The organism is Sphingomonas sp. SRS2, assembly GCF_000971055.1.
GTDB lineage: Bacteria > Pseudomonadota > Alphaproteobacteria > Sphingomonadales > Sphingomonadaceae > Rhizorhabdus.
Genome location: NZ_LARW01000113.1, coordinates 1 through 13910 on the forward strand (window position 1 = coordinate 1; position 13910 = coordinate 13910).

At 63.5% G+C, this 13910-nt stretch carries 15 protein-coding genes; 8 read left to right on the top strand and 7 right to left on the bottom strand.

Features of this window, described 5'->3' with window-relative positions; translation table 11 throughout:
* The 3 genes from WP12_RS24305 to WP12_RS18090 all read right to left on the bottom strand — a co-directional run.
* On the bottom strand, positions 1 to 161 hold a 161-nt coding region (locus tag WP12_RS24305; protein WP_152663831.1), incomplete at its 3' end, for a transposase.
* Positions 162 to 198: 37 nt separating this feature from the next.
* On the bottom strand, positions 199 to 1233 hold the full coding sequence (locus tag WP12_RS18085; RefSeq protein WP_046195092.1) for a Gfo/Idh/MocA family protein: 1035 nt from the start codon (positions 1231 to 1233) through the stop codon (positions 199 to 201).
* The gene (locus tag WP12_RS18090) at positions 1230 to 2195 is read right to left on the bottom strand and encodes an MDR/zinc-dependent alcohol dehydrogenase-like family protein (RefSeq protein ID WP_200894550.1); all 966 of its coding nucleotides are present in this window, start codon (positions 2193 to 2195) and stop codon (positions 1230 to 1232) included. Before WP12_RS18090 ends, WP12_RS18085 begins: the two co-directional genes overlap by 4 nt.
* An 89-nt stretch (positions 2196 to 2284) precedes the next feature.
* Between WP12_RS18090 and WP12_RS18095 the strand changes: the two genes are divergently transcribed.
* Positions 2285 to 2563 (top strand): SWIB/MDM2 domain-containing protein, encoded by a 279-nt coding sequence (locus WP12_RS18095; RefSeq protein ID WP_046195093.1) that lies wholly within the window; start codon positions 2285 to 2287, stop codon positions 2561 to 2563.
* On the opposite strand, the gene WP12_RS18100 is transcribed toward WP12_RS18095, so the two are convergent.
* The 4 genes from WP12_RS18100 to WP12_RS18115 are packed head-to-tail and all read right to left on the bottom strand — an operon-like array spanning position 2547 to position 5963.
* Positions 2547 to 3671, bottom strand: coding sequence for an inositol-3-phosphate synthase (locus WP12_RS18100; protein ID WP_046195094.1), 1125 nt, complete (start codon positions 3669 to 3671; stop codon positions 2547 to 2549). The genes WP12_RS18095 and WP12_RS18100 overlap by 17 nt on opposite strands.
* Before the next feature lie 11 nt (positions 3672 to 3682).
* A complete protein-coding gene (locus WP12_RS18105) occupies positions 3683 to 4597 on the bottom strand; it encodes a glycosyl hydrolase (RefSeq protein ID WP_046195095.1) in 915 nt (304 codons plus the stop codon).
* Positions 4594 to 5364: a TIGR04290 family methyltransferase gene (locus WP12_RS18110; RefSeq protein WP_046195096.1), complete on the bottom strand. Its 771-nt coding sequence runs from the start codon at positions 5362 to 5364 to the stop codon at positions 4594 to 4596. Before WP12_RS18110 ends, WP12_RS18105 begins: the two co-directional genes overlap by 4 nt.
* A gap of 8 nt (positions 5365 to 5372) precedes the next feature.
* Positions 5373 to 5963 (bottom strand): histidine phosphatase family protein, encoded by a 591-nt coding sequence (locus WP12_RS18115; RefSeq protein ID WP_046195097.1) that lies wholly within the window; start codon positions 5961 to 5963, stop codon positions 5373 to 5375.
* 290 nt (positions 5964 to 6253) lie between these two features.
* Between WP12_RS18115 and WP12_RS18120 the strand changes: the two genes are divergently transcribed.
* The 7 genes from WP12_RS18120 to WP12_RS18150 are packed head-to-tail and all read left to right on the top strand — an operon-like array spanning position 6254 to position 13900.
* Entirely contained in the window at positions 6254 to 7366 is a 1113-nt protein-coding gene (locus tag WP12_RS18120; protein ID WP_235399198.1) for an NAD-dependent epimerase/dehydratase family protein, read from the top strand.
* Positions 7363 to 8457, top strand: coding sequence for an SDR family NAD(P)-dependent oxidoreductase (locus WP12_RS18125; protein ID WP_046195099.1), 1095 nt, complete (start codon positions 7363 to 7365; stop codon positions 8455 to 8457). The genes WP12_RS18120 and WP12_RS18125 overlap by 4 nt, the downstream gene beginning before the upstream one ends.
* Positions 8454 to 9569, top strand: coding sequence for a glycosyltransferase family 4 protein (locus WP12_RS18130; RefSeq protein WP_200894551.1), 1116 nt, complete (start codon positions 8454 to 8456; stop codon positions 9567 to 9569). The genes WP12_RS18125 and WP12_RS18130 overlap by 4 nt, the downstream gene beginning before the upstream one ends.
* Complete coding sequence (locus WP12_RS18135; RefSeq protein WP_046195100.1) at positions 9566 to 10678, top strand: CgeB family protein; 1113 nt, start codon at positions 9566 to 9568, stop codon at positions 10676 to 10678. The genes WP12_RS18130 and WP12_RS18135 overlap by 4 nt, the downstream gene beginning before the upstream one ends.
* Positions 10675 to 11763, top strand: a complete 1089-nt coding sequence (locus WP12_RS18140; protein ID WP_046195101.1) for a CgeB family protein — start codon at positions 10675 to 10677, stop codon at positions 11761 to 11763. Before WP12_RS18135 ends, WP12_RS18140 begins: the two co-directional genes overlap by 4 nt.
* Entirely contained in the window at positions 11760 to 12881 is a 1122-nt protein-coding gene (locus tag WP12_RS18145; RefSeq protein WP_235399199.1) for a CgeB family protein, read from the top strand. Before WP12_RS18140 ends, WP12_RS18145 begins: the two co-directional genes overlap by 4 nt.
* A complete protein-coding gene (locus WP12_RS18150) occupies positions 12878 to 13900 on the top strand; it encodes a UDP-glucuronic acid decarboxylase family protein (protein ID WP_046195102.1) in 1023 nt (340 codons plus the stop codon). Before WP12_RS18145 ends, WP12_RS18150 begins: the two co-directional genes overlap by 4 nt.
* Positions 13901 to 13910: the final 10 nt, after the last annotated feature.

A 13910-nucleotide genomic window follows, 5' to 3' on the forward strand; every position in this document is an offset into this window, starting at 1 on the left:
GTCGGCAGATCACGCCATGGACTGCCCGTCCGGACAATCCATAGCACTGCCTCCAAAAATAGACGGTTGTTCCTCCCGCTTCGTCCCGGGTCGGTCGGCTTACCCAGACAATGCGGTTCCATCTTTGCCCACTGGGCGTCGGTCAGTACGAAGCGTTCCATCCAAAGTGTGAATCACATCTCCCCAAAAATGTGAATCCTAAATCCCCACAACCCCTAGTTGGAGAAGGTCGATCGAGGCTCCGGTCTCCGCGCTGGCGTAGATATCGTCGATCAGTCGCGCCACGGTCAGAAGCTTGTCCGATTGGCGATCATAGCCGGGATCCCGTACCAGGCGCGCGGCCCAGGCGACGGCGGCGCGTCCGCCCCAATCATCGGGTGGAGCGACAAGCGTCTGCGAACTCGTGCCCATGTGCCGATATGAGGCGAAGTCGTAGAAGGAACCACTGATGTTCTGCAGGGCCGCACCGCCCTGCGTTCCATAGAACTCGGCGGAAATCACCGCCTCTCGACCAGCCGGCAACCGCCACGAACAGGCGATGCGGATCGGCGCGCCGCTTTCCAGCAGGATTTCGGCCACCACATAATCCTCGACCTGCGTGGTACGATCGCGGAGCGGGGCGCCGGCAGCCATCAGGCGGCCGCGGGCGGAACGGACGGCGGGGAAATCCAGTGTCCACAAGGCGAGGTCGATAAGATGGATGCCGAGATCCATCAGGCAGCCGCCGCCTGCAAGCGCGGGATCGTAGAACCAGGCTTTGTCGGGCCCGTAAGCGTTGTGAAAGGTCAGATCGATGCCATAGATCGATCCCAGCTCGCCGGCCCGGATCATGGCGCGGATAGGCTGTATTGCCGCAGTGTTGCGATAGGAAAGGTCGACCCCGATCGTGCGGTCGGATCTTCGCGCCGCGTCCAGCACGCGGTCCACCTCATCGCCGCTGCGGCCGAGCGGTTTCTGGCAGAACACCGCCATGCCAGCGTTCAGCGCCTCGATGGCCTGGGCGGCGTGGAGAGCGCTCGGCGTGGCGATCACGATGCCGTCGAGATCGAGCTTCAACATTGCTTCGAGCGAAGCCAGCGGCGTCGCCGACGGCGCCGCCTGAAGCGCCGCCGCGAGATTTTCAGGGGAGGGGTCGGCGATTGCTACCGCCTGTGCCCCTGCTGCCAGAAGCGCCTCCATCCGGTTGCGGCCGATCCAGCCGACCCCGAGGAAACCAAGCCGAGGACCGGTCATGGCACTACCAGCGCTTTGACGAAGCCTTCGGGCCTGTCGCGGGTCGCATCGAGGGCCTCGTCGAGCCGATCGAGGGGATAGACGTGCGAGTAGAGCGGGGTGGGATCGAGCCTGCCGTCCGCCACCGCCGCAACCGCCGCCCTGATGCCGGCGGCATAGACTTTCGGATCGCGTTCATGGGCGTTGATCACGTCGATCCCGCGCCAGTTCCACAGCCACATATTGACCTGGCGGGGGCCGTCCTGATGATAGCCCGCGACGATCAGCTTGCCGCGTTCGGCGGTGAGCTCGCCGGCAAGATCAAGCGGCCATTGCTTGCCCACCGCTTCGATCACGCGTTCGCAAAAGCGGCCTCCGGTCAGTGCGCCGACACGGTCGATGATTGCCTGGTGGTCGTCCATGACGATCGTCTCGGCCGCGCCGTAACGCCGTGCCAGATCGAGCGATGAAGCCCGGCGCGAGATGGCTATCACGCGCGCGCCGGCATCGCTTGCAAGCCTGGTCAGCAACGCGCCGAGAAAGCCGATCCCGATGATCGCCACTGTTTGTCCGGCAGCAACGTCGGCTCGCTCGAAGATGTTCATTGCACAGCCGAGTGGTTCCCCAGGAAATGGCTGGTTCGTCAGGCTTTCGGGTAATGGTACGCACGCTTCGGCGTCGCACAGATCATATTGGGCATAGCTCGCGTAAGACAGGGCGGCGACGCGATCGCCAATGCGCAGCCCCGTCACGCCGCTTCCCAGCGCATCGACCACGCCCCAACCTTCATGGCCGAGACCTCCCGGCTCCAGCGGGTATTTCATCCATTCGGGCCCGGCCCAGGGCGTCAGGTTCGATGCGCAGACGCCGCATCCCTCGATCCTGATGCGGACCTGCCCGGCCGCCGGCAGGGGCAGGGCGACCTGTTCGATCTGAACCCGGCCGGGCGCAGTGACCACCGCCGCCATCATGGTGCGCGTCATTTCGGGTGACTCGAATGAGGCAGGCGAGGGACCGGAACGCGAAGCGAGGCGTTTGTGCCGCTCCACCGTGGAAAGAAAGGAAATTGGTCATGGCGACGACGAAAGGCAAGAACGCGAAGGCCGACGGACTGCACCGGCCGGTTCAGCCGTCGAAGGAACTTGGCGAGATCGTCGGCGACAAGCCGCTGACACGCGCGAATGTGGTGAGCGCGGTGTGGGACTATATCAAGAAGAACAAGCTTCAGGATCCGAAGGGCGGCCGAAACATCAAGGCCGACGACAAGCTCGCCAAGGTCTTTGGGAAGAAGGAGGCGACGATGTTCGAGATGAACAAACATTTGTCGAGCCATCTCAAGCCGGCCGGTTGATCGCGGCGCTGGTCAGGAACGCCTCCAGCGCCGCATGGGCGACATCGTCGGTCATCTGGCGCGGGGGGTGTTTGCAGAAGAAGGCGGCGGCGGGATCGACCGGGCCGGCGAGGCCCCTGTCGCTGGCAAGCTTGGCGCAGCGGATCATGTCGATGGCGACCCCCGCCGAGTTCGGGCTGTCCTCGACCGATAGCCTCAGCTCGAGGTTCATGGGTACGCCGCCGAACAACTGCCCTTCCATCCGGAGGAAGCACACCTTGTTGTCATTCTGCCAGGCGACATAATCCGAGGGGCCGATGTGGATGTTCTCGTCTTCCAGCCGTTGCTCGGCAACCGACTGGACCGCTTCGGTCTTGGAAATTTTCTTCGAGGTGAGACGGGAGCGGTTCGACATGTTGAGGAAATCCGTGTTTCCTCCGGTGTTGAGCTGGTAGGTGCGATCCAGCTTCACACCGCGCTTGGCGAATAGATCGGTCAGCACGCGATGGACGATCGTCGCGCCCATCTGTGCCTTGATGTCGTCGCCGATGATCGGGATGCCTGCTTCCATGAAGCGCGCAGCCCACGCTGGATCGCTGGCGATGAAGACCGGGATCGCATTGACGAACGCGACCCCCGCCGCGAGCGCGCATTCGGCGTAGAATTCCGTCGCCTCGCGCGATCCGACGGGGAGATAGTTGATGAGGACATCTACCGCGGCCGCGCGCAGCCGCGCGACCACCTCGTCATGATCGGGCTGTCCGGCGCCTGAGACCATGAAGGTGCGATCGGCGGGCTGGTCAGCCATATGATCGGCCACCCCATCGAGTATACGCCCCATCTCCACCTTCACGCCGCTGAGCGGTACGTCCGCGCAGAATGTGGCGGTGCAGTTCGGCATAGCAAAGATTGCTTCGGCGACGTCGCGGCCGACCTTGCGGCTGTCGATGTCCCATGCGGCGGCGACACGGATGTCCGTTGGTCTGTAGCCGCCGATCTCCCAGTGGCGCAGGCCGGTCAGATCATTCCTTCCGTCGGCATAATGCGCCAGCCCCTGGACAAGCGAGCTGGCGCAATTGCCCACTCCGACGATCGCAAGGTTTATTGGTTGCGGGGCGGGAGCAAGCATGCCGTCTCTCCTCAGGCCGTCAGCGCAGCGGGAATCTGGACCGGAGCGTAGCGCTCGATCATCTCCGCGCAGAAATCGGCGAAACCCTGACAGTCGACCGGCGCGCTCGTGTGATGGGGAACGACCCCCAGATGCTCGGGCGTGAAGCAGAAGGTCAGGGTGACGTCGAACGCCTCGATCGCCTCCATCTGTCGGTCGAACCAGCCGAGGGCATCGGGCCTGAAACGGTCCGCCCAGCTCAGGCCGGTGCGCAGATGGCGAACCCCGAGCCGCTTCATCCAGGCCACGGCCTCATCGAGCCGTGGATCCTCGAAATGGAACCATTGCATCAGCCCCATGCGGTCCGCGTGGCGCGCGAAATGCTCGAGCGCGAGCTTGGGCGTGCCGTCCTCGCGGATCAGTCCCATGTAGAAATGACGGTAGTAGCTCGATCCCTCCGCTTCGCGGTGCCGGGTCGTCGCGCCCCAGCTCTGCGGCAGATCGAACAGGCTGTACCAGAAGATCCGCGACACCCGGCCGATCAACAATTCAGCGGTCCGGTCTACACCGAATTGCTGCACCTCTTCGGCGCCGAATGAGCCAACGCCGACTTCCGTCACCCAGACCGGCTTGTCGGTGACCGCTTCGATTTCGGCGATCTTGTCGGGCCAGGCATGGATCGGCCAGAGATTCCAGTCGAGAGGAAAGCCATGTACTGCGACGACATCCACCGCATCGAGCGCGCCATAAGCCTGCATCCTCTCGACCCAGGCCGGGTCGATCGGCGACATGCCGCCGAGCACGCGCAGCACAGCTGGATTGGCCTGCTCAATCGCCGCGCCGGCGCGGCGCACGCATTCGGCGTAGCGCGCCCATTCGGGATCGATTTCGAGATCCCAGTGGGATTTGTTGTTGGGCTCGTTCCAAATCATCGCGGCTTCGATCATTTTCGGCTCCCTCGGGCGGGATAGACCGCTCCGGCATTCGGGCCCCACCCCGCATAGGGGGTGTCGGCGATACGACAGACATAGACTTCGTCGGTCGGCCCTGCCTCGATGCGAAAGCCCGCGCTGCGCAGCATGGCTTCGCTTGCCGCGCGGTTCGGCACCCACCAGTTGGTCCAGTCATCCGCGAACTTGTGCTCGATAAAATGGAGCTTGGGATAACCGGGTTCGTCGAAATCATCCGGTTCGTTGAAGTCGTAATCGTCCTTTACCGCCGCCACCTGGGCCGATCCGCGCGTAAGCGACTGAAAGACCAGCAGGTCATCCGCGACATGCTCCCGGATCAGGTCGAGCGCGAGCAGCGGGTGTCTGAGGTGATAGAAGACCCCCATGAAGATCACGAGATCGAAGCGGCGACCCAGCGTAGCGATGTCGTAGACCGAGAGCTTCCCGAACTCGATATCGCTATAGCCAAGCGCCTCCGCGACAAACTCGGCCTGACGCAGATAATGATCGTCGGAATCGATGCCGAGCACATAGGCAGCGCCGCGACGCTTCATCTCCATCGAATAGAAGCCCGCATTGCAGCCGATATCGAGCACGGTCTTGCCGTGCAGATCGTCAGGCAGGGCGGTGGCAAAGCGCCGGAACTTATCGCCCGGATAATCGCCGAGGAAATGATCGGGGGCGGTCCATATGCCGCGCACATCGATATTGTGAAACCACGGGCCGAGCGCGGCGATGTTCTCGCGCAACTCCGTGGGAGACATAGGCCGGTTCATTGGACGGTCTCGTTGAGGCCCAGCAACTGGACGCTCTCCGCATCGAACGCGAGCGTCGTCAGCGAAGCGGGATCGATCGCGAAACGCTGAAGGCTATCGAGCGAGAGGCCGAGATAATGGGCGACCGCACCTTTGATGATATCGGCGTGACTGACGAGCAGCACGTGGCTTGCCCCGGAAGCGGCCAGCGCATCGAGATAGGATGTGATCCGAGCGGCGGCGTGAGCCATAGTCTCGCCGCCGGGGGTGGCTGCTGCCGATCGCCGTGCATTCCAGTCCTGCCATAGCGGATCGTCGGCGAGCTCATCGAAACGGCGTCCTGCCCAATAACCGAAATCAATCTCGTCCAGCGCGTCGGCGATCCGGGTTTCGAGGCCTATTAAGGTCGCGACGATATCCGCCGTCTCGCGTGCCCGGGGGCATGGGCTGCTATGAACAGCGCTGACGCCGCGCCTATGGCAAAGCCTGCCCAGGGCGGCTGCCTGATCGCGCCCGGATGGGCAAAGCGCCATCGGGGAGCGACCCGAGAGTCTTTGCCCCAAATCGCCATGCTTTCCGTGACGGGCAAGGAAGAATGTCTGATTCATCGGATCATTGCGGGTTCATCAACATAGAAGCTCAAAGCACAATCGGCGCCTAAGTTGCAGATAAATCTCGATCGGTCGATGAACTGTACATTAATAACGATGAATTGATTTTACTAATCGGAACAAGATGATGAAGAAGCTCGTCTATATATTCATCATTTAGCCTGAGAAGTGGCGACAGTTCGCTAATATATGATATAAAACCCGTTTAACATAGAATAGTTCCTAATCTTTACTAACATAAATTAGACATAACGCATCTTTAATTAATAGTTATGACGAAGGAGCGCGTGTTGGAAACCATCCTCATCACTGGCGGCGCGGGCTTCATCGGCCGATCCGTGACACGGGAATTGCTTGCCCGCGGACACGCCGTCCGCGTGGTGGACAGCCTGATCGATCAGGTTCACGGCGTCGACCCCCGACACGCCCTGCCAGCCGATGTAGAGTTCATTCGCGGCGACGTCCGCGATGGCGATCTGATGGCCCGCGTGCTGGACGGGGCCGATAGCGTCGTTCACCTGGCCGCCGAGGTCGGGGTAGGTCAGTCGATGTATGAGGTGGAGCGCTACACCTCCGCCAACGATGTCGGCACAGCCGTACTGTTCGAGCGATTGATCGATAATCCCGTCCGCCGCGTCGTCACGGCTTCATCGATGAGCATCTATGGCGAAGGGCTGTACCGCGACGCCGACGGCGCGCTGGTCGAAGATGCGGAGCGGCGGACGCTGCGCGACGGTCAGCAGAATTGGGAACCCCTCGATGTGCAAGGCCGGCCGCTGGCGCCGCTGGCGACGCCCGAATGGAAGCGCCCTCAACTCGCCTCGATCTATGCGCTGAACAAGTATGTGCAGGAGCGCACCACGCATATCATGAGCAAACCGTACGGGATCGAAGGCGTCTGCCTTCGGCTGTTCAACGTCTATGGGCCGGGCCAGGCGCTTTCCAATCCCTATACTGGTGTACTGGCGATCTTCGCGTCCCGCCTGCTCAACGGCCAGCAGCCGATGATATTCGAAGACGGTGGTCAACGACGCGATTTCGTTCACGTCGATGACGTGGCCCGGGCGTTTGCCGACGCGCTGTTCCTGCCCCAGGCAGCCGGCGGGACTTTCAACATCGGCTCGGGTCATGACCGGTCGGTGACCGAAGTCGCTACCGAGCTGGCGCGTGCGATGGGCAAGAACCATATCGCGCCCGAGGTCGTCGGCAAGGCGCGGATCGGCGATATCCGCCATTGCTTCTGCGACACCACGCTTGCCGCCGAACATCTTGGTTTCGAAGCGCGCCGGAATTTTGGCGACGGTCTCGCCGAACTCGCCGAATGGGTTGCCGAGCAGAGCGCGGTCGATCGTGTCGAGCATGCGCGCGCGGAGCTCGAAGCGCGGGGGCTGGTGGCATGAACGCGCCTGATCGCCGCCTCGATCCGCGCCCGGTGTTGATCACCGGTGGCGCCGGTTTCATCGGATCGAATATCGCCGATCGGCTGGCGAGTAGCGGCCATGACGTCGTGATCTACGATGCGCTGGCTCGTGCTGGCGTGGAAACCAACCTGTCCTGGCTCCAGAAGCGGCACCCGGGCAGGATCGCCGTCCTCATCGCCGATATTCGGGATGAGGACCGGCTGCGCGATGCGGTTATCGACGCGAAGGCAATATTCCACATGGCGGCACAGGTCGCGGTCACGACCAGCCTCGTGGATCCCCGCGAGGATTTCGAGATCAATATGCGCGGGACGCTCAATCTGCTCGATGCGATCCGCAACGAGGCACCGGAAACCCCGCTCATCTTCGCTTCGACCAACAAGGTATATGGCGATCTGCGCGGGGTGCATCTCTCCCTGGATGACGACGGCTATCATCCTCAGGATGATTTCGCGCGGCGGCACGGGATCAGCGAGGATCAGCCGCTCGATTTCCATACGCCCTATGGTTGCTCCAAGGGCGCCGCCGACCAGTATGTGCTCGATTACGCGCGCAGCTTCGGCCTGCGCGCCGCCGTGCTGCGCATGAGCTGTATCTACGGTCCGCGCCAAATGGGCACTGAGGATCAGGGCTGGGTCGCCCATTTCCTGATCCGGGCGCTGCAGGGCGAACCGATCACCCTGTATGGCGACGGTCATCAGGTGCGTGACATCCTCGAGGTTTCCGATGCGGTCACCGCCTATCTCGCAGCCTGGAGCCATATCGATGACATTCGCGGCCGCGCTTATAATCTCGGAGGCGGTCCGGCCAACGCCGTCAGCCTGCGGCGTCTTCTCGATCATGTCGGCAATCTGCTGGGGCGGGAGATCGCGGTCGAGTTTGCCGATTGGCGTGCTGGCGATCAGCGCTATTTCGTCGCCGATACGCTCATGCTGCAGGCCGAGCTCGGCGTCGCGCCCAATGTCGGCTGGAAGACGGGCGTCGAGCGTCTCGCCCGCTGGCTCGCGGCCGAAAGGATGATCGCCTGGCCGGGCGCGATGCCTGTGCGTGCGGCGGCCAGCGCGCTGTGAAAACCTTCCGCGTCCTGATGACCGCCGATGCGGTCGGCGGCGTCTGGTCCTATGCCACGGACCTTGCGCGAGGCCTGACCAGCGTTGGTCTGGATGTCGATCTGGCGCTGCTGGGCCCTTCGCCGAATCAGGAGCAGATTGCGGTTGTATCGGCCATCGACGGCGTTGAACTGATCGATACCGGCGCCGATCTCGACTGGATGGCGGCTGATGCCGCCGCCGTGCGCAGATCCGGGCAGCTGATCAGCGATCTGGCGCGTGCGCGGAATGCCGATCTCGTCCATCTCAACATGCCCGCGCTCGCTGCCGAGGCGGATTTCACCATGCCGGTGCTCGCGGTAGCGCATAGTTGCCTCGGCACCTGGTGGGATGCCGCGGGTGTGGACGGATTGCCGGCCGACTTCGCCTGGCGTGACAGGCTACATGCACAGGGGCTGCATCGCGCGGGTCTCGTCGTCACCCCCTCAAAGGCCTTTGCGAGAGCGACCCAGCGACACCACCAACTCGTCCAGCCGCCCCATGTCATACCCAATGGTCGTACGCCGCTGACCCACGAACGAGGGGCGATCCACGACTTCGCCTTCACTGCGGGACGACTGTGGGACAGTGGGAAGAATGTCGTCACACTCGATCGCGCCGCCGCTCGGCTAGCCATTCCATTCAAGGCGGCCGGCGCCTGCAAAAGCCCGCAAGGCGATCAGATGGACTTCGCCAATCTCGCCTGTCTGGGTCAGATAGGGGAGACCGAACTGACGCGCCTGCTGGCGGCGCAGCCGGTTTTCGCTTCGGCCGCCATTTACGAACCCTTCGGTCTCGCCGTGCTTGAGGCCGCCGCCGCCGGTTGCGCGCTGGTGCTGGCGGACATGCCGACGTTTCGAGAATTATGGGACGGTAGCGCCACCTTCGTCGACCCCCGCGACGATCGCGGTTTTGCTGACGCTATCGAGCGATTGATCGGAAACTTCGCGCTGCGGCTGGCCTGTGGTCGCGAGAGCCGCGAGCGTGCGCGGTGCTTCTCGGTCGAGAACATGGTCCGTGGCGTGTTGAAGGCCTATCAATCGCTGCTCGGCCAGGCTGAGGCATTCGCCCCCGCCGGAAGGGCCGCTGCATGAAGGTCACCTATTTCACCCATTCGCTGTTGTCGTGTTGGAACCACGGCAACGCGCATTTCCTGCGCGGCATATTATGCGAGTTGCAGGAGCGTGGGCACAAGACGATCGCTCTCGAACAGAAGGGCAACTGGAGTCTCGCTAATCTGCTCGCCGACAACGGGAAGGCGGGGCTTGAGCCGTTCATCGCCGCCTATCCGGAATTGCGTACTCGCAGTTACGCGGCCGGCGCGCCCGTCGATTCGCTGCTGGAGGGCGCTGACCTTGTCATCGTCCATGAATGGAATGATCCCAAGCTGGTCGCGGAGATCGGCGAAGCGCGCAAGCACGGCGGCCATTTCACCCTGTTGTTCCACGACACCCATCATCGCGCGGTCAGCGATCCACAGGCGATCAAGACCTTCGACCTTTCGGGTTATGACGGTGTGCTCGCCTTTGGTGAGACGCTGTCCCAAGTCTATCGTGACTGGGGGTGGGGCGGTCGCGTGTGGACCTGGCACGAGGCGGCCGATACCCGTGTGTTTCAACCGCCTCGCATGGAGGGCGAGCGAACGGGGCTCGTCTGGATCGGGAATTGGGGCGACGACGAACGCTCGACGGAGCTTGCGACCTATTTGTTCGGGCCGGCGCAGGCGGCGGCATTGCCGCTCGACATCTATGGTGTCCGCTATCCGGCTTCGGCGCTGAAGACGCTCAAGCGACACGGCGCCCGCTATCATGGCTGGGTTGCCAATGCTTCGGCGCCCGCGCTGTTCGCGCGCCACCTGGCGACCGTCCATGTTCCCCGGCGTTATTATGCGACGCGGCTGCCCGGCATTCCCACGATCCGCGTGTTCGAGGCGCTCGCCTGCGGCATCCCGCTCGCGTCGGCGCCGTGGGATGATGCGGAAGGACTGTTCCGGCCGGGGACCGACTATCTCGTCGCAAACGACGGCGATGAGATGACCGCGCATCTCCGGGCGATCACCGGCGATCCGGATTTGCGCCGATCGCTGGTCGAGCACGGCCTCGAGACGATCCGGACGCGGCATAGCTGCGCGCACCGGGTCGACGAACTGCTCGCGATCGTCGCGGAGCTTTCGGAGCCAACGGCAGCGAGGAGCGTCGGATGAAGATCGCCTTTTACGGATCGAGCCTGCTTTCGTCCTACTGGAATGGCGCAGCGACATATTATCGGGGTATCCTCAAGGCGCTGGCGGACCGCGGATACGATATCAGCTTCTACGAGCCCGATGCCTTCGATCGGCAACAGCATCGCGACATCGATCCCCCTGAATGGATACGCTCGGTCGTCTATCCGGCGACGACGAACGGCTTGAACAGCGTCCTCGCCGAAGCCGGCGATGCGGACATCGTCATCAAGGCGAACGGGGTAGGGGTGTTCGATGCGGAACTGCTCGACGGCATCGTCGCGCGCAGCCGGCCCGATGCACTGCGGATATTCTGGGATGTCGATGCCGCCGCCACGCTGGATGAGATGCGCGCCGATGCCGGGCATCCCGTGCTGCGGGCGCTGCCGTCGCTCGATATGGTGCTGACCTATGGCGGCGGGCCGCCGGTGGTCGACGCCTATCGCGGCTTCGGCGCCGATATCTGCCTGCCGATCTATAATGCGCTCGATCCCGAGACTCACTTTCCGGTCGCGCCCGACTCGCGCTTCGCCTGCGATCTCGCCTTCCTCGGCAACCGGCTTCCCGACCGGGAGGCGAGGGTCGAGGAGTTCTTCACGACACCGGCCCGACTGCTGCCGGACCGTGGCTTCCTGATTGGGGGCAATGGTTGGGAGAGCGGTTCGCTGCCAGCGAACGTGCGTCATCGCGGGCATGTCTATACGGCCGAGCATAATGCGTTCAATTGCACGCCGCTGGCCGTTCTCAACGTTGCTCGCGACAGCATGGCGGCGGTAGGTTTCTCGCCCGCGACACGCGTGTTCGAGGCCGCCGGCGCGGGCGCCTGCCTGATCACCGACGCGTGGGAAGGCATCGAGATGTTCCTGCGGCCCGACGAAGAAGTGCTCGTCGCGCGCGACGGGCAGGACGTCGCCGAACTGCTCGACGGGCTTACCGCGGAACGCGCTCGCACGATCGGTGGCGCCGCACTCGCCAGGGTGCTGACCGAACATACCTATGAGCTGCGCGGCGCGGTCGTCGATCAGGCGTTTCGCGAACGGCGTGCGCACCAGCGGGTGGCGGCATGAGCGCCCCGATGCGTCTCGTGGTGCTCGGGCTCAGCCTGTCTTCATCCTGGGGGAACGGCCACGCGACGACCTATCGGGCGCTGCTATCCGCCTTCGCCGCGCGCGGGCATGACGTCCTGTTCCTGGAGCGTGACGTTCCCTGGTATGCCGAGCATCGCGACCTGCCAGACCCCGGTTATTGCAGGCTGGCCTTTTATTCGGACCTCAACGATCTGCGCCGCTGGAGCGCGGAGATCGCGGCGGCGGATGCGGTGATCGTCGGCTCCTATGTTCCCGATGGCGTACAGGTCGGCCGTTTCGTTCTGGATGTCGCCGAGCACGTCACCGCCTTCTATGATATCGACACCCCGCTCACGCTCGCCAAGCTGGAGAGGGGCGAGCATGATTATCTGACGCCCGACCTGATCCGCGCCTATGATATCTATCTGTCCTTTACCGGCGGGCCGACGCTCGACCTGATCGAGACCCGCTATGGCTCGCCTGCCGCACGCGCGCTCTATTGTTCGGTAGATCCCGACCTCTATCGCGTTCTGGATATAGCCAAGCGCTGGGACCTGTCCTATCTCGGCACCTATAGTCCGGATCGGCAGCCGACCCTCGAGCATCTTCTGATCGAGCCGGCCCGCGCCCTGCCGTCGATGCGCTTCGTGGTTGCGGGGCCAAAATATCCGGAAGACATCGACTGGCCGGCCAATGTCGAGCGGATCGATCATGTGCCCCCCGCCGAGCATGCGGCCTTCTATAACGCCTCACGCTTCACCCTGAACGTCACCCGCGCGGATATGATCAAGGCCGGTTGGTCTCCATCGGTGAGGCTGTTCGAAGCGGCGGCGACCGCCACGCCGATCATCTCCGATGTGTGGCCGGGAATAGGAAGCCTGTTCGACCCGGACCACGAGATCATCCTCGCCGAGCGCAGCGATCGGGTGATCCGGGAACTGGCCCGGGAGCACCTCGCGCTTGGCCGGGCGGGCCGCGCGCGCGTGCTTAGAGCGCATACATCGAGTCACCGCGCGGCCGAGCTGGAGAGCTACTTCGCCGAAGCGGCGCTTGCCGTCGGCGCGGTGCCCTTCGTGCAGAACCGCAATCGAAAAGAAACGTTGAGGAGTGGCGTATGACCGACCGATCCGGACCCATCACCCTTGTCGCCGGCGGAGCGGGATTTATCGGTTCACATCTGTGCCAGGCGCTGCTCGACCGCGGCGCGACCGTCATCTGCCTCGACAATCTGCAAACCTCGCGGCCGGTCAACCTACGTCGGCTGGAACGCTATGCGGAGTTCAGCTTCGTCGAGGCGGATATCGTGAATCCGCTGCCGCTCGATATCCTTGAGAAGACCAGCCGCATCGACCGCATCTACAATCTCGCCTGCGCCGCGTCACCGCCGCAATATCAGGCGGATCCGGAGCATACGATGCTGACCAACGTCGTCGGCACCGATCACCTGCTGCGCCTGGCCGAGCGCGCCGGTGCGCGCTTTCTGCTCAGCTCGACCAGCGAGGTCTATGGCGACCCGGAGGCGCATCCGCAGCGCGAGGATTATCGGGGCTGGGTCAACTGCACCGGCCCGCGCGCCTGCTACGACGAGGGCAAGCGGGCCGCCGAAGCCATGGCGTTCGACTTCGCTCGCATGGGCCGCGCCGAGGTCCGCGTGGCGCGGATCTTCAACACCTATGGTCCGCAGATGCATCCGGATGACGGACGCGTTGTGTCGAACCTCATCTGTCAGGCATTATCGGGCAAGAACATCACGATCTATGGCGACGGCACCCAGACGCGCAGCTTCTGTTACGTGTCCGATCTGGTCGCGGGGCTGATAGCGCTGATGGAAAGCGATCCCGAGCGAAACGAGCCCGTCAATCTGGGCAATCCCGTCGAGATCACCGTGAACGATCTGCTCGGTCATGTGCTCGCCATGACGGGGACTGATGCCAAGGTCGTCTACAAGCCACTTCCAATCGATGATCCGCGCCGCCGCAGGCCCGACATCAGCCGGGCGGAGGCACAGCTCGACTGGCGCCCGCGCGTTTCGCTCGAAGTGGGGCTAGCCGCGACCTGCGCCTGGTTCGCCGAGGAGCTGGTCGGCGGCCGCGACTGCACCCCGGAACCAGAGACGTTGCGCGCTTCGGTGGTCTGACGTCCGTCAG

Coding starts and splice junctions, on each gene's coding strand:
- WP12_RS18085 (WP_046195092.1), bottom strand. CDS start 1,233: ATGACCGGTCCTCGGCTTGGTTTCCTCGGGGTCGGCTGGATCGGCCGC.
- WP12_RS18115 (WP_046195097.1), bottom strand. CDS start 5,963: ATGAATCAGACATTCTTCCTTGCCCGTCACGGAAAGCATGGCGATTTG.
- WP12_RS18100 (WP_046195094.1), bottom strand. CDS start 3,671: ATGCTTGCTCCCGCCCCGCAACCAATAAACCTTGCGATCGTCGGAGTG.
- WP12_RS18125 (WP_046195099.1), top strand. CDS start 7,363: ATGAACGCGCCTGATCGCCGCCTCGATCCGCGCCCGGTGTTGATCACC.
- WP12_RS18110 (WP_046195096.1), bottom strand. CDS start 5,364: ATGTCTCCCACGGAGTTGCGCGAGAACATCGCCGCGCTCGGCCCGTGG.
- WP12_RS18150 (WP_046195102.1), top strand. CDS start 12,878: ATGACCGACCGATCCGGACCCATCACCCTTGTCGCCGGCGGAGCGGGA.
- WP12_RS18090 (WP_200894550.1), bottom strand. CDS start 2,195: ATGACGCGCACCATGATGGCGGCGGTGGTCACTGCGCCCGGCCGGGTT.
- WP12_RS18135 (WP_046195100.1), top strand. CDS start 9,566: ATGAAGGTCACCTATTTCACCCATTCGCTGTTGTCGTGTTGGAACCAC.
- WP12_RS18105 (WP_046195095.1), bottom strand. CDS start 4,597: ATGATCGAAGCCGCGATGATTTGGAACGAGCCCAACAACAAATCCCAC.
- WP12_RS18095 (WP_046195093.1), top strand. CDS start 2,285: ATGGCGACGACGAAAGGCAAGAACGCGAAGGCCGACGGACTGCACCGG.
- WP12_RS18145 (WP_235399199.1), top strand. CDS start 11,760: ATGAGCGCCCCGATGCGTCTCGTGGTGCTCGGGCTCAGCCTGTCTTCA.
- WP12_RS18140 (WP_046195101.1), top strand. CDS start 10,675: ATGAAGATCGCCTTTTACGGATCGAGCCTGCTTTCGTCCTACTGGAAT.